Raw genomic sequence first — 21,271 nt, forward strand, 5'->3', positions numbered from 1 at the left:
TGCAGAGGACGTCGCAAGGGCATTGCTAGCGTTTACGCGTCCAAGGTTGTGCCGGGGGCGGAGGGGCAATTGCTCGGTCATCCCGGTGTAGACGTGTGACCCCGGGAGGATTGGTGGCGAGATCCGTGATCGTGGAGAGATGGCGATCCGTCGTGGTGGCGGCTGCCGCACTCATGGGCATCACGTGTGTGACGGCCTGTGGGGCCGGCTCCACCGACCAGCCCGGAGGTGCGGACATCTCGAGCGGGACGCGCCACCTGAACCTCGTGGCCTACGCCGTACCGAAGCCCGGGTTCGACGCCGTCATCCCGGCATTTCGAGAAACCGAGACAGGTCACGACATCGGTTTCTCCCAGTCCTACGGAGCCTCCGGCGACCAGTCCCGCAAGGTCGCCCGTCGGGTGCCCGCAGACGTCGTCAACTTCTCGGTGGAGCCCGATGTGACACGTCTGGTGAAAGAGGGCGTCGTCGACGAGGACTGGAAGCAACAGGCACCGAACAACAGCACACCGTTCGGTTCAGTGGTGGCCCTGGTGGTGCGCAAGGGCAACCCGAAGAACATCCGGGACTGGGACGATCTCTTGCGGCCGGGCGTGCAGGTCGTCACGCCCAATCCGGGCAGCTCGGGATCGGCGAAATGGAACCTCCTCGCGCCTTACGCAGCGAAGAGCAACGGGGGCCGGGATTCGCGGGCCGGTCTCGATTACGTCAGCGAACTGGTCCGGGATCACGTGACGGTGGTGCCCAAATCCGGCCGCGAGGCGACCACCGCGTTCGAGCAGGGGCAGGGCGACGTCCTGATCAGCTACGAGAACGAGGCGATCATGCTCAGCCGCGACAACGGGTCGGTGCCCGCAGACGAACAGGTCGATTACATCCTCCCGCCGCAGACCTTCAAGATCGAGAACCCGGTCGCCGTCGTCAACGGCTCCACCGACCAGTCGGCGGCCACGTCGTTTGTCGACTACCTGTTCACCCCCACGGCTCAGGAACTCTGGGCGCGAGAGGGGTTCCGGCCCGTGGTCCCGGAGGTCATCGCCCGGACCCACGATCTGTTTCCCGGCGACATCGCGAAGCTCTGGACGATCGAGGAGGTCGGCGCGGTCCTCGGAGCGGGAACGGCTGCGGGGAACGACGGCAAGGCCCTGACCGGGTGGGAAGCAGTCGACACCGCATTGTTCGGTGCCAAGGGCGCGATCACCGAGATCTACAACGCCGGAGGCCGCCAATGAGTACGCACACGGCAGATCCCTCCGCGCCGGGAGGTTTTCTCGGGCGCAACCGAACGTTCAGCGGCGTCTCACCGTTCGGGGTCGGTGTCGCCTGGCTGTGGCTCAGCGTGATCGTGCTGCTGCCGCTCGCCGCGATCACCGTGCAGGCCTTCACCGACGGCTGGGGCGGGTTCTGGGATGCGATCTCCGACCCCAACGCACTCGATGCGTTGTGGATCACGGTCCTGGTGTCGGTGGTCGTCGCGCTCATCAACGTCGTTTTCGGCACGCTCATCGCCTGGGTGCTGGTGCGCGACGACTTCCCCGGCAAGGGATTCGTCAACGCGATCATCGATCTGCCGTTCGCGTTGCCGACGATCGTGGCCAGCCTGGTGCTGCTCTCGCTCTATGGTCCGAACAGTCCGATCGACATCCAGCTCAACGCGACGAAGCCCGCGCTGGTGGTCGCGCTGACATTTGTCACGCTCCCGTTCGTGGTGCGGCAGGTCCAGCCGGTACTCATCGAGCTCGACACCGACGTCGAGGAGGCCGCGGCGGTCCTGGGTGCGGGCAACTGGATCATCTGGACCAAGATCATCATGCCCGCGCTGCTACCCGCCATCCTGACCGGCGCCGGACTCGCCTTCACCCGTGCGATCGGCGAGTTCGGCTCGGTGGTCCTGATCGGCGGCAACATTCCCGGTGACACCCAGGTGGCGTCGCAGTACATCCAACAGCAGATCGAGATCGACGAACCGGTCAATGCCGCGGCGGTCTCGGTGATGCTCCTGGCGATCGCGTTCGTCGCGCTGCTCGTCCTGCGGATCGTCGGTCGTCGACAGTCGATGCGAGAGGAGCAGGATCGGTGAAGGTCTCCCGATTCACGCGCTACACGCTGCGGACCGTCGCTCTCCTCTACGTGTTCATCCTTCTGGTCGTACCGGTCGGGCTCATCTTCTGGCGATCGTTCGAACACGGACTCGGACAGTTCTGGGAATGGATCACCACCCCGGCAGCCATCGCCGCCCTGCAGCTGAGCCTGCTGATCGTGGTGATCGTGGTGCCACTCAACGTGATCTTCGGCATCGTGACCGCGCTCGCCCTCGTTCGGGGCCGGTTCCCGGGCAAGGGATTCCTGCAGGGCGTGGTGGACCTGCCGTTCGCGGTCTCACCGGTCGTGGCAGGTGTCGCGCTCATCCTGCTGTGGGGATACGGGGGATGGTTCGGCGGCATCGAGAGCACGGGATTCCGCATCATCTTCGGGTTCCCGGGCCTCGTCCTCGCGACCTTGTTCGTCACCTTGCCCTTTGTGGTGCGCGAGGTGGAACCGGTGTTGCGCGAGATCGGCACCGAGCAGGAACAGGCGGCGGCGACGCTGGGCGCCAACGGATGGCAGACCTTCAGTCGCATCACGTTGCCCGCGATCCGATGGGGCCTCACCTACGGCATCGTCCTCACGATCGCGCGTGCCCTCGGCGAATACGGGGCGGTGACGATGGTGTCGTCAAACTTTCCGGGCATCTCGCAGACGTTGACGCTCTTGGTGAACTCGCGCTACACCGATGACTACAACGAGTTCGGCGCCTACGCCGCGGCGACGCTGCTGATGCTGGTGGCCATTCTCGTCCTGGTGGCGATGACGCTCGTCGAACGGCGGGCGAAGGGGCGGTACGCGGATGCGAGTGAGACCTACGCCGCAGGCAGCAAGTCCGGGCCAGAGGTCGATCTGACCGTCCCCCACGGGCCCACATCCGTCGATGCCCGGCAAGTCGTGCAGCACAAGGAAGGCGTGTGACATGTCCATCTCGGTTATCGGGGCGAACAAACGCTATGGCGATTTCGCGGCGCTCGACGACGTGTCGATCGACATCCCGGAAGGGTCGTTGACGTCGTTGCTCGGGCCGTCGGGCTCCGGGAAATCCACTCTGCTCCGGGCGATCGCGGGTCTGGACAGTCTCGACTCGGGCACCGTCATCATCAGCGGGAACGACGTGTCGGGTGCGTCGCCACAGAAGCGCGACATCGGTTTCGTCTTCCAGCATTACGCGGCGTTCAAGCATCTGACCGTGCGCGACAACATCGCCTTCGGACTCAAGATCCGCAAGCGGCCCAAGGCCCAGATAGACGCCAAGGTCGATGAGTTGCTCGACATCGTGGGACTCACGGTGTTCCAGCGGCGGTATCCGTCGCAGTTGTCGGGCGGTCAACGTCAACGCATGGCACTGGCCCGCGCCCTGGCGGTCGATCCGCAGGTGCTGCTCCTCGACGAGCCTTTCGGCGCCCTGGACGCGAAGGTACGTGAGGATCTGCGAAAGTGGTTGCGCCGACTACACGAGGATGTCAACGTGACGACCGTCCTGGTGACGCACGACCAGCAGGAGGCCCTCGACGTGAGTGACCGGATCGCCGTGCTCAACAAGGGGCGGATCGAGCAGGTCGGTGCACCGGATGACCTCTATGACCGTCCGGCCAACGAATTCGTGGCATCGTTCCTCGGCTCGACCGTGCGACTCAACGGAGAACTGGTGCGCCCGCACGACATCCGGATCGGACGGAACCCGGAGATGGCGTTGCCGGCGGCGGATGCGTCGCTCGACACCGGTGTGATCAAGGCGACGGTGGCGCGCGTGGTCCACCTCGGATTCGAGACCCGGGTGGAACTGATCGCGGCCACCACCGGTGACGAGTTCCAGGCCCAGATCACGCGAGGCGACGCCAACGCACTCAATCTACAAGCGGGAGAGGCGATCTACGCCCGTGCAACGAAGGTGGCCGCACTCAGCGACTCCTGAGTGTGCGAGTCCCGGGTGCGGGGTGGTGAGTTCGGATGCCGCAGACCAATAGTGGTGGCACACCGCGTCGACGATGTCGCGGTGGGCGCCCAGCGGTCCGGCGACCAGGGCGCCTGGCGCATGGGTGTCGAGCGCGGCCTCGACCCGTTCGGTGAGCAGTCCCGCGGACAGGAAGTATGGGCTCACCGCGATGCGGTCCGCGCCCGCGGTGCGGAGCCGTCGAACAGCGTTGCGCAGGTGCTGCTCTCGTGGTCCGAGCTTGGTGGCGAACACCACCTCCACCGGTCGGTTCAGCAGAGTGGACAGCTCGATGGCCCTGCGCCGGACGTGGCGATCGGCGCCGGGATCCGATGAACCGACGGCACTCAGGATGATGCCGACACGCTCTTCTGCCGACGCGCCCACCCCGGCCTCGGACAGCCGATCGGCCAGTGCATTCGCCAGCGGGAAGGTTCCGATGACCTCGGATCGGATCACCACGCGACCGGGCCGGTCGTGTTCGGCGATGATCGCGGGGAGATCGATCTTCTGGTGATACCCGGCGGCGAAGAGCAGGGGCACCGCCACACAGTCGCCGGCGATCTCCCCGAGTGCATCGCCGACCAGCGGTGCGTTGAGATCGAGATACGCCAACCGTACGTCGACACCCGGCAGCGCGCAGGACACGGCGTCGCGGACGCGGCCGGCGGTAGCCGGGAAGCGCGCGTCACGACTACCGTGTGCGACCAGCAGCAGGGTGGGAGTCACCGAAACCGAATCCTCGACGAGCTCAGACGAGTTCGGGCGTGTCCGAGAGATGCAGATTCGCCAGGGCGTCGCCGACGAGGCCGGCGCCCAGGGTGTTGCCGCCTTGCGGATCGATCAGCAGGAAGCTGCCGGACTCGCGGTTGACCTGGTAGTCGTCCGGGGCGATCGGTTCTGCGGTCTGGATCGCGATACGACCGATCTGGTTCAGCTCCACCGTGTCCGGGCCGTCGATCTGTGTCAGCGTCTGCTCGTCGAACAACACCTCGAGCCCGCCGACGATTGCCTGCGTGGTCCTGGTGCCGTGCTTGAGCAGCAACCGGGCGCCCGGACGCAATGGCTTCTCGGCCAGCCAGCAGACGGTCGCGGTGAACTGCTGGGCCGGTTCCGGTGCGTCTGCGACTGCGGCGATGAGGTCGCCGCGCGAGACGTCCACGTCATCGTCGAGGAGCAGCGTGACGCTGCGACCGGTGTGAGCGGTGGTGAGTTCGCCGTCGGCGGTGTCGATCTGACGGACGGTGCTCCGGACGCCGGAAGGCAGGATCACCACCTCGTCACCCACCGAGACACGACCGGCCGCGATCTGCCCCGCATATCCGCGGTAGTCGGGGTACTCGGGGGTGCGCGGTCGGATCACGTACTGAACCGGGAAACGCAGCCCGACAGGCCGCGGATCGGGAACGTTCGGGACCGTCTCGAGGTGTTCGATCAGCGCCGGACCGTGGTAATACGGGGTGTTCTCGGAACGGGTGGCGACGTTGTCGCCGTGCAGGGCAGACACCGGGATGGCGGTCACCTGCTCCGGTGACCATCCCAACGACCGCGTGAGCTCGGTGAACTCGGCGGAGATCTGTGCGAAGGCTGCCTCCTGGTCGTCGACCAGGTCGATCTTGTTGACGGCCAACACGAGCTGCGGCACCCCGAGGAGTGCCATCACCGCGGTGTGGCGACGCGTCTGCGCGACCACTCCGTTGCGTGCGTCGACCAGCAAGATCACCAGCTGGGCGGTCGACGCACCGGATACGGTGTTGCGCGTGTATTGCACGTGCCCGGGGGTGTCGGCGAGGACGAATGACCTTGCAGGCGTGGCGAAGTAGCGGTACGCGACGTCGATGGTGATGCCCTGCTCGCGCTCGGCGCGCAGTCCGTCCACCAGCAGCGACAGGTCGGGCCCCTCGAGGCCGCGGTCGACCGACGCCTTGGTGACGGCGTCGATCTGGTCGGCGAGAACCGATTTGGTGTCGTAGAGCAGCCGGCCGACGAGGGTCGACTTGCCGTCGTCGACACTGCCGGCGGTCGCGATACGGAGAAGGTCGGGAGCGTGTGACATCAGAAGTATCCTTCGCGTTTGCGGTCTTCCATCGCGGCCTCGGAGACCCGGTCGTCGCCGCGGGTCGCGCCGCGCTCGGTGAGTCGCGAGGCGGCCACCTCGGCCAGCACCGCATCGTTGTCGGTGGCGTCGGAGAGCACGGCGCCGGTCGACGATCCGTCGCCGACGGTCCGGTAGCGCACCCAGCGGCGTTCCAGGGTCTCGCCGTCGCGCGGACCACCCCACGACCCGGGGTCATCCACATGCCGTCGCGCAGGAACACGTCGCGCTCGTGGGCGTAGTAGATCTGCGGCAGCAACACCTGTTCGCGGGCGATGTAGCGCCAGATGTCGAGTTCGGTCCAGTTCGAGAGCGGGAACACGCGGACGTGCTCACCCGGCGCGTGGCGGCCGTTGTAGAGGTTCCACAGCTCAGGTCGCTGGCGTTTCGGATCCCATTGACCGAAGGCGTTGCGCAAGGAAAAGATTCGCTCCTTGGCGCGCGAGCGCTCTTCGTCGCGACGGCCGCCGCCGAAGACGGCGTCGAAGCGGTTCTCGGTGATCGCGTCGAGCAGCGGGATGGTCTGCAACGGATTGCGGACACCATCGGGACGCTCCGTGAGTCGTCCGTCGGCGAGATAGTCCTCCACCTTCGCCACGTGCAGGCGCAACCCGTGCCGCTCGACCACCTGGTCGCGGAACTCCAGCACCTCGGTGAGGTTGTGGCCGGTGTCCACGTGCAGCAGCGAGAACGGCAGGGGAGCGGGCCAGAAGGCCTTGAGCGCCAGGTGCAACAGCACCGTGGAGTCCTTGCCGCCCGAGAAGAGGATCACCGGACGCTCGAACTCGCCGGCCACCTCACGGAAGATGTGGATGGCCTCGGACTCGAGAGCGTCGAGCGTGGAGAAATCGTCGGCGTCGGCCTCGACCGCGGAGGCGCTGCTGGTGACGGTTGCGTCGGCGATGGTCATGCGTGGAGCCCACATTCTGTCTTGGCGCGACCGGCCCAACGGCCGCTGCGCGGATCGGATCCGGGTTCGGGTTTGGCGGTGCACGGGGCGCAACCGATCGACGGGTAGCCCTCGTCGACCAATGGATTGACCAGCACCCCGTTGGAGTCGATGTAGTCCTGCATGGTCTCGTCCGACCACGCGGCGATCGGGTTGATCTTCACGAGCCCGAAGCCCTCGTCGAAGGAGATGAGCGGCGCGTTCGCCCGGGTAGGGGCCTCGACGCGGCGGATGCCGGTCACCCAGGCGTCGTAGTGTGACAGGCCGGACTTCAGCGGAACCACCTTGCGCAACCGGCAGCATTCGCCGGGATTGCTGGCGAACAGGTTGCGGCCCAACAGTTCGTCCTGTTCGGCGACGGTGTGCTCAGGCGTGAGGTTGACCATCTCCACGCCGTAGACCTGCTCGACGGCGTCCCGGGTGCCAAGGGTCTCGGCGAAGTGGTAACCGGTGTCGAGGAAGAGCACTTTGAGCTTCTCGCCGTGCAGGCGGTCGCTGTCGGCGTGCTTGCTGGCGAGATCGACGAGTGCCGCGTCCTGCATGTTGGAGGCGACGACGAAGTTGTCGCCGAAGGTCTGCGCGGTCCAGCGCAGCAGATCCTCCGGGGACGCGTCCGCGCCGAGGTCGCGGGCGCCCGCCTCGGCGATCGCCCGTAACTCCTCCTCGGTGTGACGGCGCCCTGTTGTGGTGGTGACCGTGCTCATCGCAGTGCCTCCTCATCGGCGCGAACGGCCCACTGGGCGAACCGTTCTCCATCTTCACGCTGCTCCACGAAGTTCCGGACGACCCGATCGATGTAGTCGCCGAGATCGGTGGAGAAGACCTTGTGCTGCCGCAGCTTGCGGCCGAATCCGGCATCCTGGCCGATGCTGCCGCCGAGGTGGACCTGGAAACCCTCGGTCTGGCCGCCGTTGTCGTCGTCGACGAGTTGGCCCTTGAACCCGATGTCGGCGATCTGAGAGCGCGCGCACGAGTTGGGGCATCCGTTGATGTTCACGGTGATCGGGACGTCGAGTTGGGAGTTGATGTCGGCGAGCCGTTCCTCCAACTCGGGGACGAGTCGCTGGGATCGCTTGCGGGTTTCGGTGAAAGACAGCTTGCAGAACTCGATACCGCTGCAGGCCATCAGATTCCGGCGCCAGTTCGAGGTCCGCGCGGACAAGCCGAGCTCGGACACCTCTCCGATCAGTTGCTCGACCTTGTCGTCGGGGACGTCGAGGACCACGAGCTTCTGGTAGGGCGTGAACCGGATGCGGTCCGACCCGACCCGCTCCGCGGCATCGGCGACGGCGGTCAGGATGGTGCCGGAGACACGGCCTGCGATCGCGGCGAAACCGACTGCGTTCAAACCGTTCTTCAGCTTCTGGACGCCCACGTGATCCCGCGTGGAGGTGAGTGGTTCCGGTGCCGGGCCGTCGATGAGCTTGCGGCCCAGGTACTCGTCCTCGAGCACCTGGCGGAACTTCTCGATGCCCCAGTCCTTGATGAGGAACTTCAGGCGGGCCTTGGCGCGCAGCCGGCGGTAGCCGTAGTCACGGAAGATGGCGACCACGCCCTCCCAGACGTCGGGCACCTCGTCGAGCGGAATCCAGGCACCGACCCGCTGGGCGAGCATGGGGTTGGTGGAGAGCCCGCCGCCGACCCAGAGGTCGAGCCCTGGACCGTGCTCGGGGTGGTTCACCCCGATGAATGCGACGTCGTTGGTTTCGTGCGAGACGTCCTGCAGGCCTGAGATCGCCGTCTTGAACTTGCGCGGGAGATTGGAGTACTGCGGGTCACCGATGTAGCGGCGGACGATCTCGTCGATCGCGGAGGTCGGGTCGAGGACCTCGTCCACGGCGTCACCGGCCAGCGGTGACCCGAGCACCACACGCGGGCAGTCGCCGCAGGCCTCGGTCGTCTTGAGTCCGACGGCCTCGAGTCGTTCCCAGATGGTGGGGACGTCCTCGATGCGGATCCAGTGGTACTGGACGTTCTCGCGATCAGACAGATCGGCGGTGTCCCGGCCGAACTCCGTCGAGATGCCGCCGATCGTGCGCAGCTGGGCCACATTCAGGGCACCGGCGTCGCAACGCACGCGCATCATGAAGTGACTGTCCTCGAGAAGGTCGATGTTCTCGTCGCCGGTCCATGTCCCGTCGTAGCCCTCGGCGCGTTGGGTGTAGAGACCCCACCAGCGCATACGACCACGCAGATCCTGTTTGTCGATCGAGTCGAAGCCCTGCTTGGCGTAGATGTTCTCGATCCGGGCCCGCACGTTGAGCGGATTGTCGTCCTTCTTGACCTGCTCGTTGGGATTGAGCGGTTCGCGGTAGCCGAGCTTCCACTGGCCCTCGGCGCGCCGCTTGGTCGGCCGGGCCTTGCGGGCAGGCCGCTCTGCTGCGGCCGGACGGTCGCCGGCCGCCTTCGACCCGGCGGTCCGATCCTTCGCTACCGGCGCTGCCGCCTCTGGCGCGTCCGAGGTGGTCACGGAAAGATCGTCGGTGGTGGACGTCATGAAGTCTCCTGAGCCGACGCAGCATGCGTCAGCGTTCACATGGAAGTGGGCTGGAAACGTGCTGGCATACCCGCGGCTGAGCGGGGACTCCTCGAGGCCGATCTGTCGTCAGGCGACAGTGAGCACGTCGTCTACAGACGACAGAATGCGCTGCAGACGCGCTTGAGATCGATGTGGCGTCGGGCTGCGAGCCACACCCCTGGGGAAGTCACGCCGTTCATAGTGCCACGATCCCCCTCGCCTCGTCTACTTGGGGTTATTTTCCCTCACGGTGAGGCAAAGCCCTGCCGCGAGGTGCGTTCATAGAACTCAAGGCACGCCAGGTGGGAGGTATTCCCGGTGCCTGGCCGACGTCGCGCAGCCGGTGCGGTCGTCGTCCCGGCGCGTCAGGCGCGCATGATGGAGGGGTGAAGATCGAGATGGAACCCGGCACCGCCGATGCGGTCGGCGCCGCGTGCGGCGCGGTCGATGGCGAGACGCCGCTGGGTCTCTATCTCCACGTGCCGTTCTGTGCGACACGGTGCGGATACTGCGACTTCAACACCTACACCGCGGGTGAGTTGGGCAGTTCGTCGTCGCCGGAGTCCTGGCAGGAGGCCGTCGACAGGGAGCTGAGAAGTGCTGCGCGCCTGCTGAACCCGAGCCGGCCGGTCTCCACGGTCTTCGTCGGCGGCGGTACACCCTCACTGTTGGGCGCGGCGGGCCTCTCGAGACTGTTGAGTTCGGTCACCGAGTTTTTCGACCTCGCCGACGATGCCGAGGTGACCACCGAGTCCAATCCGGAGTCGACGTCGCCGGAGTTCTTCGACGGCCTGCGGGCCGGCGGTTTCAACCGCATCTCACTCGGCATGCAGTCGGCGGCGCCGCATGTTCTGGCCACTCTGGACCGCACCCATACGCCGGGCCGGGCGGTCGCCGCGGCACGCGAGGCGACCGCCGCAGGGTTCGACCACATCAACCTCGACCTCATCTACGGCACGCCGGGCGAGACCGACGACGACCTGCATGCCAGTCTCGATGCCGTCCTCTCCACCGCGGTGGATCATGTCTCCGCCTATGCGCTCATCGTCGAGGACGGCACGGCATTGGCCCGACGAATCCGGCGCGGCGACTTGCCGGCTCCCGACGACGACGTGCTGGCCGATCGCTACCGCATCCTCGACGATCGGCTGTCGACCGAGGGGTTCGACTGGTACGAGGTGTCGAACTGGTCCAGATCGCGTGCCGCGCAGTGCCGGCACAACCTCGCGTACTGGTACAGCCACGACTGGTGGGGGATCGGTCCGGGGGCCCACTCGCACGTGAACGGCGTGCGGTGGTGGAACCTGAAACATCCGGCGCGCTACGCGGATTCGCTTGCCGCCGAGCAACTCCCGATCGGCGGCCACGAGATCTTGACGCCGGAGGACCGGCATCTCGAAGCGGTGATGCTCAGAGCTCGGTGCCGCGACGGGCTCGGCGTCGACGAACTCACCGCGGGTGAATATCAGCGGGCGTCGGAGTTCATCGACGACGGCCTGCTCGAACACGTGGGCAGCGTCGGCGCGAGGCTCGTGCTGACCGATGCGGGTCGGTTGCTCGCCGACCGGGTGGTCCGGGAGATCTTGGTCGCGGGCTGAGGTCACCTGCGGTCCGGGCGCCGTGCGGTGTCCTCACCATTCGGGTGGTTGCCGACCCGCCACCGGGACCGTCCAGCCGGTACTGCGTGCACCGCGGCGATGGAGCCCGCCGGCCGACTCGCGTCCCGGCGACGGCAGTTCGGCGGTGTCGACCTGGTCCTCGACCGGTGCGGCACCCGAATCCAGGTCGAGGTCGAGTGCGTCCAGATCGAGCATCCGGGCATGGATGACGTGTCGGTTCCGCAGCGCCGACCGCACCGCGCGGTGCAACCCGTCTTCGAGATACAGCTCTCCGTGCCATCGCACGACGTGGGAGAACAGGTCGCCGTAGAAGGTGGAGTCCTCGCTGAGGAGCCGATCGAGCGCCAGCACCGTCGTCACAGTGGTCAGCTCGTTCAGACGGAACTGGCGCGGCGGGATCTTCGCCCATCCGCGCCCCGACAACCCGTGGTCGGGATAGGGCTTACCCTCCCGCACCCCCTTGAAGATCATCCCGACACTTCCTGAGCTTCGGCCGGCGCGATGGCGAGCATCCGGCGCGGCCCGGCGCGAAAAACCGGTTCCGACGGGTTTCGCGCCACTGTTCGTAAGATGGACGTCACCTACTGTATGGGAGAGTTCAGTGCCGGGAGGAGTGTCGCGTGTCGAGTACCGATGATCGTCGATTCGAGATCCTGCGCGCGATCGTGACGGATTTCGTCGAATCGCAGGAGCCCATCGGTTCCAAGGCGATCGTCGATCGCCACCAGCTCGGGGTGTCGAGCGCGACGGTGCGCAACGACATGGCAGTCCTCGAGGCCGAGGGTTACATCGCCCAGCCGCACACGAGTTCGGGCCGCGTGCCGACCGACAAGGGCTACCGGATGTTCGTGGACCGGATCAGCGAGGTCAAGCCGCTGTCGGCGGCCGAGCGGCGTGCCATCCTGTCGGTCCTCGACTCCGGCGTGGATCTCGACGACGTGCTGAGGCGGTCGGTCAAACTCCTCGCGCAGCTGACACGTCAGGTCGCGGTCATCCAGTACCCGGTGTTGTCGACGGCCACCGTGCGACACCTCGAGGTGGTCTCGCTGTCGCCGTCGCGGTTGTTGCTGGTGGTGATCACCGACACCGGCCGCGTCGAACAGCGCATGGTTGCGCTCAGTGGTGACCTCGCCGAGGACGACTTCGTACGGCTGCGCGACATGTTCTCCGCAGCGCTCTACGGCAAGCGGCTCGAGGCGGCCTCCGCCGCTGTCGCCGAGGTGGCCAACGACGCCCCCGATGACATCCGCGATGCGGTCATCAACGTGGCGACAGTGCTGGTGGAGACCTTGGTGGAACGCGGCGACGACCGCCTGGTCCTGGGGGGAACGTCCAACCTGGCCAGGGCGGCGGCCGACTTCACCCCGGTGGTCGGAGGCATGGATTCGGTGCTCGACGCCCTCGAAGAGCAGGTCGTGGTGCTGAAGTTGCTCGCGAACACACAGCGGATGGGAGGCGTCACCGTCCAGATCGGCGAGGAGACCCAGACCGAGAACCTGCGTGGAACGTCGGTCGTGTCGACAGGGTACGGTGCATCGGGCACGGTGTTCGGCGGCGTCGGAGTGGTCGGTCCCACACGCATGGACTATCCGGGAACAATCGCGTCGGTCGCGGCCGTTGCCAAGTACGTAGGCGAGGTCTTGTCCGATCGCTGACCTGTGTGGCTGCCACGTGCGGCCCCGGTCCGACAGAGATGCCGCCGGCCGGCCACGACCGCAGACGCCGCAACCAACAGACCAAGTGTGAGATAGAGGACCGAGACGACCGTGGCACGTGACTACTACGGAATCCTGGGTGTCGCCAAAGGCGCCACCGACCAGGAGATCAAGCGCGCATACCGCAAGAAAGCGCGAGAACTGCATCCCGATGTGAATCCGGGCGAGGAAGAACGTTTCAAGGAGGTCAGTACCGCCTACGAGGTACTGACCGATCCCGAGAAGCGTCGGATCGTCGACGCCGGCGGTGACCCGCTGGCCGGTCCGGGTGCGGGCGGTTTCGGCGGGGGATTCGGTGGCAGCGGCGGCCTCGGTGACGTGTTCGAGGCGTTCTTCGGGTCGAGCGGCGGTTTCGGCGGTGGCGGGTTCGGCTCGGGCCGAGGCCCTCGCAGCCGCGTGCAGCCGGGTGAGCCGGCGCTGGTGGCGGTCGAACTCGACCTCGAAGAATGTGCCGCGGGGGTCAACAAAGAGATCACCGTCGACACCGCGATCCTCTGCGACCTGTGCAAGGGTTCCGGAACGCACGGCGATTCGAAGCCGATCAGCTGTGACACCTGCAACGGTGCCGGCGAGATCCAGGCGGTCCAGCGGTCGTTCCTCGGTCAGGTCATGACCGTTCGGGAATGCCCCACCTGCCACGGAGTCGGCGAGGTCATCCCGGATCCGTGCCGCAAGTGCGGCGGCGACGGACGTGTCCGCTCCCGCCGGACGATGACGGTCAAGATCCCGGCGGGAATCGAGACCGGGATGCGCGTGCGACTCTCCGGCCAGGGTGAGATCGGTCCCGGCGGTGGTCCCGCCGGTGACCTGTATGTGGAGGTCAGCGAGCGTCCGAGTGACGTGTTCATCCGCGACAAGGATGACCTGCACTGCACCATCCGGGTCCCGATCGTCGACGCAGCACTCGGCGGCGAGATCGAGATCGACACGATCCTCGACGGCAGCGCACGGATCACCATCGCCCCCGGAACCCAGCCCGGGCAGGTCGTGAAGGTGAAGGGCCAGGGCATGCCGCACCTCAACACGGGTGTGCGCGGGACTCTCCACGCCCACCTCGACGTGGTGGTGCCGACCAAACTCGACGCCGCCCAGACCGACGCCCTGAACAGATTCCGCGAGGCATCCGACGATCGGGTCGAGGTCGTCACGACGGCGACCGGTGCGGCAGCGGGCGGACTGTTCTCCCGCCTGCGCAACGCCTTCGCCGGACGTTGACGTCCGGAGCGCGTGCGTGAGTCCGCCGCTGTTCTGGGTCGACGAGGTGCCGCGCGTCGGCTCCGACGTGACCCTTTCCGGCCCGGAGGGCCGACACGCGGTGACCGTGGCGCGCCTGGCCGTCGGCGAGGAGATCACTGTCGGCGACGGACGCGGATCCACGGCATCGTGCGAGGTCGGCGCGATCACCGCCAAGGACACCCTGGTGGCGCGCGCCCACACGTACGCCTATGCCGAGCCACCGCGCCCCTACGTCACGGTGGTGCAGGCGCTGCCGAAGTCGGAGCGTTCCGAACTCGCCGTCGATCTGGCCACCGAAGCGGGGGCCGATCGGATCGTGCCATGGCAGGCAGCCCGGTGCGTGGCACGCTGGACCGGCAAACCGGAGAAGGGCCACGCCAAATGGCTCGCGGCGGCATCTGCGGCCGCCAAGCAGAGCCGGCGGGCGTGGATTCCCCAGATCCCGCCGTTGGCCACCACCACCGATGTCCGGGCGCGATGTGCCGACGTCATGGCCGCCGGCGGTGTGGTCGCGGTGTTGCACGAGCACGGTACGACGCCGGTCCGTGATCTTCCGCTGGTCGACGCGACCGAGCTCGTCCTGGTTATCGGGCCGGAGGGAGGCCTCGACGACACCGAGATCGCCGACCTCGTGGCACTCGGCGCGTCCTCGGTGATCCTCGGACCAGAAGTGTTGAGGACCTCGACCGCGGCCGCGGTGGCGCTCGGTGCGGTGGGTGTGCTGACCGACCGATGGTCGGCAGGGTGAGACGAGCGGACCGGTGAAGAAGTGTAGGGCGCATCGCGTCAAGGTCGAGTACGGAAGTGCGCCATCGCAATTCGGTCATGTCTACCATCCGGTGACCGGAGTCGGGCCGGCCGATTCCGTGCGCGCGGTGGTGCTTGTCCACGGTGGATACTGGACCACCGAGTTCGGGTTGACGATCGAGACCGCCATCGCACGGCAGTTCACCGAACGCGGTGCGGTGGTGTGGAATGTCGAATACCGGCGTGTCGGAGAGGACGGCGGCGGCTGGCCGAACAGCGGTCGCGACGTCCTCGCAGCTCTGCGAGCACTGGACGGTCCCGTTCGTGAGGCCCTGCCGGCCGCGTTGTCGGCTCAGGTCGACTGGGGGTCGGTCGCAGTGGTGGGGCATTCCGCGGGTGGGCAGTTGGCGGTGTGGTCGGTCGCGCAGTTGCGCGCACGGACCGACTCGTGTCACATCAGCACGGTGATCGCCCAGTCGGCAGCTCTCGACCTGGAGTCCGGCGCCGAGCGACCGTCGATCCGGGGCCTGATGGGGCGACCGTATGCCGAGATCCCGCATCGATATCGCGAGGCATCGCCGATCGCGCAGGAACCGTTTCCGGCGCATGTCGTCGCGATCCACGCGGAGGACGACACCGCGATACCCGTCGAGTCGAGCCGGCGCTATGTCGACACGGTGACCCAGCGCGGGCAGTCGGCCGAACTCGTCGTGGTCCCGGGGAGGGGCACGACGCGTTCGTCGATCCGCGAAGCGCGTCCACGCGGCAGACCGTGCGGGTGCTGGGCATCTGACGGTCGACCCATGCCGGAATATTGCCTGCTGATACGCGGTTCAATCGCGTTAGACTGACACCACCCCGGCGCATCCGGAGCCGCCGCGGCAACCCATGAGGAGTGATTTCATACGTGAGTGACGACAACCCCGACGTGAGCACGCCGACGAGCCGAACTCCTGCGGGCCGATCTGTCACCTCCAATGTGGAAATCTCTCCCGAGGTGGTGTTCGGGCTGCTCGGGACCAGTGACGTCAATCTGCGCACCCTCGAACAGCTGCTCCCGGCGGATATCCATGTGCGTGGCAACCAGGTCACCCTGACCGGTGTCCCCGCCGACGTCGCGGCATCCGAGCGGGTCATCGCCGAATTGGTCGACCTCGTGGGCCGCGGCACCCCACTCACTCCCGATCTCGTCCGTCACAGCGTCTCGATGCTGTCCGAGGGTGCGAGTGAGTCCCCTGCCGACGTGCTGTCGCTCGACATCTTGTCCCGACGCGGCAAGACCATCCGGCCGAAGACCCTGAACCAGAAGAAGTATGTCGACGCGATCGACAACAACACCGTCGTGTTCGGTCTGGGCCCGGCCGGTACCGGCAAGACCTACCTGGCGATGGCCAAGGCCGTGCAGGCGTTGCAATCGAAGTCGGTCAACCGGATCATTCTCACCCGGCCCGCGGTCGAGGCCGGGGAACGTCTCGGCTTCCTGCCCGGCACCCTCAGCGAAAAGATCGACCCGTACCTGCGCCCGCTCTACGACGCGCTGCACGACATGATGGACCCCGAGTCGATCCCCAAGCTGATGGCGGCCGGGGTCATCGAGGTCGCGCCGCTGGCATACATGCGTGGCCGCGCGCAGCCGTTGTCGACGCGCGTTCTCACCCCGGAGGGCTTCCGCCCGATCGGTGACCTCGCGGTGGGCGACGAGGTGATCGGCTCGAACGGGGCTCCCACCGAGGTGCGCGGCGTCTATCCGCAGGGATTCAAGGACATCGTGCGTGTCACCACACAGGACGGCGCGACAACACTGTGCTCGACCGATCACCTCTGGTCGGTCTACACCCGCGACGACCGGCGACAGGGCAAGGGCCCGCGCGTGCTTGCCGCGAAGGAGATGATCGGGAACCTGCGTGCGGCGCACCGCCACCGCTACGAGGTTCCGGTACTCGCCGCGCCGGTGTCGTTCGACGCCCGGCCGGTGCCGTTCGATCCGTACGCGCTCGGCCTGATGCTGGGCGACGGCTGCATGGCGGGCATGACCACGCCGTCGTTCACCACGGCCGACCCTGAACTCGTCGAGGCGCTGGTCGAGGCGGTCCCGGGCATCACGGCTCGACGGAAGTCGGACATGGACTACGTACTGGACCGGATCACGAGTCCAGGTGAGGTCATCACCATCGAGAATCCGGTCACTCGCGCGATGCGTGTCCTAGGTCTGTGGGGTAGCGAGTCCGCCACGAAATTCGTGCCGCCGCAGTACCTGCAGAACTCTGCCGCTGTCCGGCTGTCGGTTCTCCAGGGCCTCCTCGACACCGACGGCGGACCGGTCGTCCAGGCGGGACGGACATGTCGTCTCCAGTACACGACGACCTCCGATCGACTACGCGACGACGTGATCTTCCTGGTCCGGTCACTCGGCGGGGTGGTGTACACGAGCACCCGCGCTGCGGTCGTTCGCACGCCCGCAGGTGCGAACGGCAGAGACATCCGTCACGACGCGCACGTCCTCGACATCCGGCTCCCCGAGGGACTCACACCGTTCCGGCTCGCGCGTAAGACGGCGAAATACGCCGCCGGTGAGTGCAAGGAACCCAAGCGATACATCGAGAGCATCGACGAAGCCGGTACAGAGGAGGCCGTGTGCATCCGGGTGGCCGCCGCGGATTCGCTGTATGTGACCGAGGATTTCCTGTTGACCCACAACACGCTCAACGACGCCTTCATCATCCTCGACGAGGCCCAGAACACCACGGGCGAACAGATGAAGATGTTCCTCACCCGTCTCGGTTTCGGGTCCAAGGTCGTCGTCACCGGTGACACCACCCAGGTGGACCTCCCGGGCGGCGCACAGAGCGGACTGACCGCTGCGACGCAGATCCTCGACGGTATCGACGACATCCATTTCTCGCGTCTCACCAGCGCTGACGTGGTCCGGCACCGTTTGGTCGCGGACATCGTGGACGCGTACGGTCGGGCCGAGGAGAACTCCCGCGTCGGCGGGCGACTGCGGGACGCCGACAACCTGCCGGGCAATCGGGCCGCGCGCCGCGCGGCCGCACACGGGCGTCGCTCATGAGCATCGAGCTGGCCAACGAATCCGGTGTCGAGGTCCCGGGAGATCTGATCATCGAGTCGGCACGCTTCGCCATCACCGCGATGGACGTGCATCCCGCAGCGGAACTGTCGGTGGTCTGTGTCGACGAGGACACGATGGCCGACATGCACATGCAGTGGATGGACCTGCCCGGCCCGACGGACGTGATGAGCTTTCCGATGGACGAGCTCGTCCCCGGTGGCCGGCCGGACGCGGCCGAGCCGGGGCCTGCGATCCTCGGGGACATCGTGTTGTGTCCGGCGTTCGCGGCCCAGCAGGCGAAATCGGCCCGGCGATCGTTCGAGCACGAGCTCTCGATGCTCACGATCCACGGTGTGCTCCATCTGCTGGGCTACGACCACGCCGAGCCAGACGAGGAAAAAGAGATGTTCGGTCTGCAGAACCGAATCCTCGAGGAGTTCTACGCGGCCCGGCATCACCGGGCACAACAACAGCGGCAGTCCGATCGCGACACGCAGTTGCTGACCAACATCGGCTTCGCGGAGACCGCCCGTACCGAGAACGCTCCGGCCGAGGACGAGTGACGGTGCCCGACGACGTCTGGCTCGTCGTGGCGGCGCTCGCGCTGATCCCGGTCGGTGGACTGTTCGCCGCCGTCGATGCGGCCATCACCACGGTGTCCATGGCCCGCGTGGAGGACATGGTCAAGGAGCAGCGCGCCGGCGCGGTCCGTCTGATCGCGGTGTTGCACGGCCGCGCCACCTATGTCGGCCTCGCCGTCCTGATGCGGGTGGCGTCGGAGACCGCGGCGGTTGCCCTGATGGCGTTGGTGCTGACCGATTGGCTCGGGGTGGGTTGGGGCCTGTTCGCCGCGATCGTCGGGATGACGGTGGTGTCGTTCGTCGCCGTCGGCGTCGGGCCGCGCACCCTCGGCCGCCAGCACGCCTACACGATCGCGCTGTCGTCGGCGATCGTGTTGCAGGGCATCGGATTACTGCTCAGGCCGCTGACCCGACTGCTCATCATGGTCGGCAACGCCGTGACGCCCGGCAAGGGATTTCGCAACGGCCCCTTCGCCACCGAGGTGGAACTCCGGGAGGTCGTGGACCTCGCCGAGGCCAGCGGTGTGGTGGCCGCAGACGAGCGCCGGATGATCCAGTCGGTCTTCGACCTCGGCGACACCAACGCCCGCGAGATCATGGTGCCGAGGCCGGAGATGATCTGGATCGAGCAGGACAAGACCGCCGCCCAGGCGATGAATCTCGCAGTGCGGTCCGGGCATTCACGCATACCGGTGATCGGGGAGAACCCCGACGACATCGTCGGTGTGGTCTATCTCAAGGATCTCGTCGCCGAGGGTGGACGATCGGCGTCGGCGCACGTCCACGACTTCATGCGCGCCGCCGAGTTCATCCCCGACTCCAAACCGCTCGACAAGGTGTTGGCGGACATGCAGCGGACGCGCAACCACATGGCCCTGTTGGTCGACGAGTACGGCGGGATCGCCGGTTTGGTGACCATCGAGGACGTTCTCGAGGAGATCGTCGGTGAGATCACCGACGAATACGACACCGACGAGGTGGCACCGATCGAGGAACTCGACGACGGGAACTACCGGGTGTCGGCGCGTCTGCCGGTTGCCGATCTCGGTGAACTCTTCGGCATCGACATCGACGACGACGAGATCGAGACGGTCGGCGGTCTGCTCGGCCTCGAACTCGGCCGCGTGCCGCTCCCGGGTGCCCGGGTCGAGTCGAACGGCCTGCTGCTCGTCGCCGAAGGCGGGCCGAACCGACGGGGTCGCCAGCGCATCACCACGCTGCTGGTCAGCCGGCTTGACGATCCTCACGACCCCGACGCGTCGCCGGCGCAACGTGATGGCGGCGACACCGACATGCCCGCGTCCGATCCGGCCGAAGACGGACGCGGTGCGGAATACTCGATGTCCAGTCGAGGGCGTTCGCAGGTCCGACGACGCGACGACGACCCAACGGGTGACACCACCAGGAGCGAGGACCGAACGTGACCGCACCGTCGAACGAACTGCCCGAGTTGTCCGACGAGGACCAGAAGCTGGTCGTCCTCGCGCGGGGGGCACTGGCCCGCGCGGAGAGTTCGTCGGCCGCGGCCGTCCGCGACGCCGACGGCCGCACCTACGCCGGTGCGCCCGTGGCCGCCGACACCCTGACGCTGTCCGGCCTACAGGTCGCCGTGGCCAGTGCGCTCTCCAGTGGTGCCCAGGCCTTCGAGGCGGCCGTCCTGGTGAACGGCGGGCCCGACGATCCGGGGCTGGCCACCCTCGCGGAGTTCGGTTCACAGGCGTACGCGGTCCACACCGACCTGGCGGGAACGCCGACCGCTCGGCAGGAAGTCGGTCGATGACCGAGTTCCGGTCGGGGTTCGTGTGTTTCGTCGGCCGGCCGAACACCGGTAAATCCACCCTCACCAACGCGCTCGTCGGTGAGAAGATCGCCATCACATCGAATAGACCACAGACCACGCGACACACCATCCGGGGAATCGTCAACCGCGACGACGCCCAGTTGATCCTGGTCGACACCCCTGGCCTGCACCGTCCTCGGACGCTGCTCGGCCAGCGTCTCAACGACCTCGTTCGCGACACATACTCCGAGGTCGACGTGATCGGTGTGTGTGTACCCGCGGACGAGGCCATCGGTCCGGGCGACCGGTGGATCGTGTCGCAGGTCCGTCAGATGGCGCCCCGCACCACGGTGCTGGGAGTGGTCACCAAGATCGACCGCGTCACCCGGGATCGGGTCGCGGCCCAGCTCGTCGCACTGTCCGAACTTCTCGGCCCCACCTCCGAGGTGGTCCCGGTGTCGGCGAGGTCCGGTGCTCAACTCGACATCCTGACCGACGTCCTGGTGAGCCAGATGGAACCCGGCCCGGCCTTCTACCCCGACGGAGAGCTGACCGACGAACCCGAAGAGGTGCTGATGGCGGAGTTCATCCGCGAAGCGGCCCTCGAGGGTGTCCGCGACGAGCTTCCGCACTCGCTCGCGGTGGTGATCGAGGAGATCATCCCGCGCGAAGACGGCACTCAGGAGAACGGCGAGGAGGCGGACGGACCGTCGATGGTCGACGTCCACGCCATCCTCTATGTGGAGCGCGACAGTCAGAAGGGCATCATCATCGGCCATCGGGGTGCGCGGCTCAAGGAGGTCGGCACCGTCGCGCGGCAGCAGATCGAGAAGTTGCTCGGCACCCGGGTCTATCTGGACCTGCACGTGAAGGTGGCCAAGGACTGGCAGCGGGACCCGAAACAGCTGGGACGCATGGGCTTCTGATGCTCCAGCCCGCC

At 66.9% G+C, this 21,271-nt stretch carries 18 protein-coding genes and 2 pseudogenes; 14 read left to right on the forward strand and 6 right to left on the reverse strand.

All coding sequences use genetic code 11. From position 1 onward, the window contains the following. The first annotated feature begins 173 nt into the window (after positions 1-173). Genes GTV32_RS01445 through GTV32_RS01460 form a run of 4 tightly spaced genes read left to right on the forward strand, consistent with a single transcriptional unit; the run spans position 174 to position 4,003 of the window. On the forward strand, positions 174-1,232 hold the full coding sequence (locus GTV32_RS01445; RefSeq protein ID WP_161062272.1) for a sulfate ABC transporter substrate-binding protein: 1,059 nt from the start codon (positions 174-176) through the stop codon (positions 1,230-1,232). Next, positions 1,229-2,080: a sulfate ABC transporter permease subunit CysT gene (gene cysT, locus GTV32_RS01450; protein WP_161058643.1), complete on the forward strand. Its 852-nt coding sequence runs from the start codon at positions 1,229-1,231 to the stop codon at positions 2,078-2,080. Before GTV32_RS01445 ends, cysT begins: the two co-directional genes overlap by 4 nt. Then, positions 2,077-3,006 (forward strand): sulfate ABC transporter permease subunit CysW, encoded by a 930-nt coding sequence (gene cysW / locus GTV32_RS01455; RefSeq protein WP_161058644.1) that lies wholly within the window; start codon positions 2,077-2,079, stop codon positions 3,004-3,006. Before cysT ends, cysW begins: the two co-directional genes overlap by 4 nt. 1 nt (position 3,007) lies before the next feature. Further along, positions 3,008-4,003 (forward strand): TOBE-like domain-containing protein, encoded by a 996-nt coding sequence (locus tag GTV32_RS01460; protein ID WP_161058645.1) that lies wholly within the window; start codon positions 3,008-3,010, stop codon positions 4,001-4,003. On the opposite strand, the gene GTV32_RS01465 is transcribed toward GTV32_RS01460, so the two are convergent. The 5 genes and pseudogenes from GTV32_RS01465 to GTV32_RS01485 form a co-directional block, all read right to left on the reverse strand. Next, entirely contained in the window at positions 3,941-4,750 is an 810-nt protein-coding gene (locus GTV32_RS01465) for a sirohydrochlorin chelatase (RefSeq protein ID WP_161058646.1), read from the reverse strand. The genes GTV32_RS01460 and GTV32_RS01465 overlap by 63 nt on opposite strands. A gap of 22 nt (positions 4,751-4,772) precedes the next feature. Then, positions 4,773-6,077: a GTP-binding protein gene (locus GTV32_RS01470; RefSeq protein WP_161058647.1), complete on the reverse strand. Its 1,305-nt coding sequence runs from the start codon at positions 6,075-6,077 to the stop codon at positions 4,773-4,775. Further along, positions 6,077-7,026, reverse strand: a pseudogene (gene cysD / locus GTV32_RS01475) (sulfate adenylyltransferase subunit CysD). The gene GTV32_RS01470 and the pseudogene cysD overlap by 1 nt, the downstream one beginning before the upstream one ends. After that, positions 7,023-7,769, reverse strand: a complete 747-nt coding sequence (locus GTV32_RS01480; protein ID WP_161058648.1) for a phosphoadenylyl-sulfate reductase — start codon at positions 7,767-7,769, stop codon at positions 7,023-7,025. The pseudogene cysD and the gene GTV32_RS01480 overlap by 4 nt, the downstream one beginning before the upstream one ends. After that, the gene (locus GTV32_RS01485) at positions 7,766-9,562 is read right to left on the reverse strand and encodes a nitrite/sulfite reductase (RefSeq protein ID WP_161058649.1); all 1,797 of its coding nucleotides are present in this window, start codon (positions 9,560-9,562) and stop codon (positions 7,766-7,768) included. The genes GTV32_RS01480 and GTV32_RS01485 overlap by 4 nt, the downstream gene beginning before the upstream one ends. A gap of 419 nt (positions 9,563-9,981) precedes the next feature. Between GTV32_RS01485 and hemW the strand changes: the two genes are divergently transcribed. After that, positions 9,982-11,181 carry a radical SAM family heme chaperone HemW gene (gene hemW / locus GTV32_RS01490; protein ID WP_161062273.1) on the forward strand — a complete coding sequence of 400 codons (1,200 nt, stop codon included), beginning with the start codon at positions 9,982-9,984 and terminating at the stop codon, positions 11,179-11,181. A 33-nt stretch (positions 11,182-11,214) separates the two neighbouring features. Here the strand turns inward: hemW and GTV32_RS01495 are convergent, their stop codons facing one another. Continuing rightward, positions 11,215-11,673, reverse strand: coding sequence for a type II toxin-antitoxin system VapB family antitoxin (locus GTV32_RS01495; protein WP_161058650.1), 459 nt, complete (start codon positions 11,671-11,673; stop codon positions 11,215-11,217). A 149-nt stretch (positions 11,674-11,822) separates the two neighbouring features. Between GTV32_RS01495 and hrcA the strand changes: the two genes are divergently transcribed. From hrcA to era, 9 genes and pseudogenes are all read left to right on the forward strand, one after another. After that, complete coding sequence (gene hrcA / locus GTV32_RS01500) at positions 11,823-12,857, forward strand: heat-inducible transcriptional repressor HrcA (RefSeq protein ID WP_161058651.1); 1,035 nt, start codon at positions 11,823-11,825, stop codon at positions 12,855-12,857. Between the two features lie 111 nt (positions 12,858-12,968). Continuing rightward, positions 12,969-14,132 carry a molecular chaperone DnaJ gene (gene dnaJ / locus GTV32_RS01505; RefSeq protein ID WP_161058652.1) on the forward strand — a complete coding sequence of 388 codons (1,164 nt, stop codon included), beginning with the start codon at positions 12,969-12,971 and terminating at the stop codon, positions 14,130-14,132. A gap of 16 nt (positions 14,133-14,148) precedes the next feature. Next, positions 14,149-14,901 (forward strand): 16S rRNA (uracil(1498)-N(3))-methyltransferase, encoded by a 753-nt coding sequence (locus tag GTV32_RS01510; protein WP_161058653.1) that lies wholly within the window; start codon positions 14,149-14,151, stop codon positions 14,899-14,901. Between the two features lie 13 nt (positions 14,902-14,914). After that, positions 14,915-15,693: pseudogene (locus GTV32_RS01515) on the forward strand (prolyl oligopeptidase family serine peptidase). 114 nt (positions 15,694-15,807) lie between these two features. Then, complete coding sequence (locus GTV32_RS01520; protein ID WP_161058654.1) at positions 15,808-17,970, forward strand: PhoH family protein; 2,163 nt, start codon at positions 15,808-15,810, stop codon at positions 17,968-17,970. Continuing rightward, on the forward strand, positions 17,967-18,533 hold the full coding sequence (gene ybeY / locus GTV32_RS01525) for an rRNA maturation RNase YbeY (protein WP_161058655.1): 567 nt from the start codon (positions 17,967-17,969) through the stop codon (positions 18,531-18,533). The genes GTV32_RS01520 and ybeY overlap by 4 nt, the downstream gene beginning before the upstream one ends. 2 nt (positions 18,534-18,535) lie before the next feature. Further along, positions 18,536-19,975, forward strand: coding sequence for a hemolysin family protein (locus tag GTV32_RS01530; RefSeq protein ID WP_161058656.1), 1,440 nt, complete (start codon positions 18,536-18,538; stop codon positions 19,973-19,975). Then, the gene (locus GTV32_RS01535; RefSeq protein WP_343287176.1) at positions 19,972-20,331 is read left to right on the forward strand and encodes a cytidine deaminase; all 360 of its coding nucleotides are present in this window, start codon (positions 19,972-19,974) and stop codon (positions 20,329-20,331) included. The genes GTV32_RS01530 and GTV32_RS01535 overlap by 4 nt, the downstream gene beginning before the upstream one ends. After that, the gene (gene era, locus GTV32_RS01540; protein WP_161058657.1) at positions 20,328-21,257 is read left to right on the forward strand and encodes a GTPase Era; all 930 of its coding nucleotides are present in this window, start codon (positions 20,328-20,330) and stop codon (positions 21,255-21,257) included. Before GTV32_RS01535 ends, era begins: the two co-directional genes overlap by 4 nt. Positions 21,258-21,271: the final 14 nt, after the last annotated feature.

It is taken from the genome of Gordonia sp. SID5947 (assembly GCF_009862785.1).
Taxonomy (GTDB): domain Bacteria; phylum Actinomycetota; class Actinomycetes; order Mycobacteriales; family Mycobacteriaceae; genus Gordonia.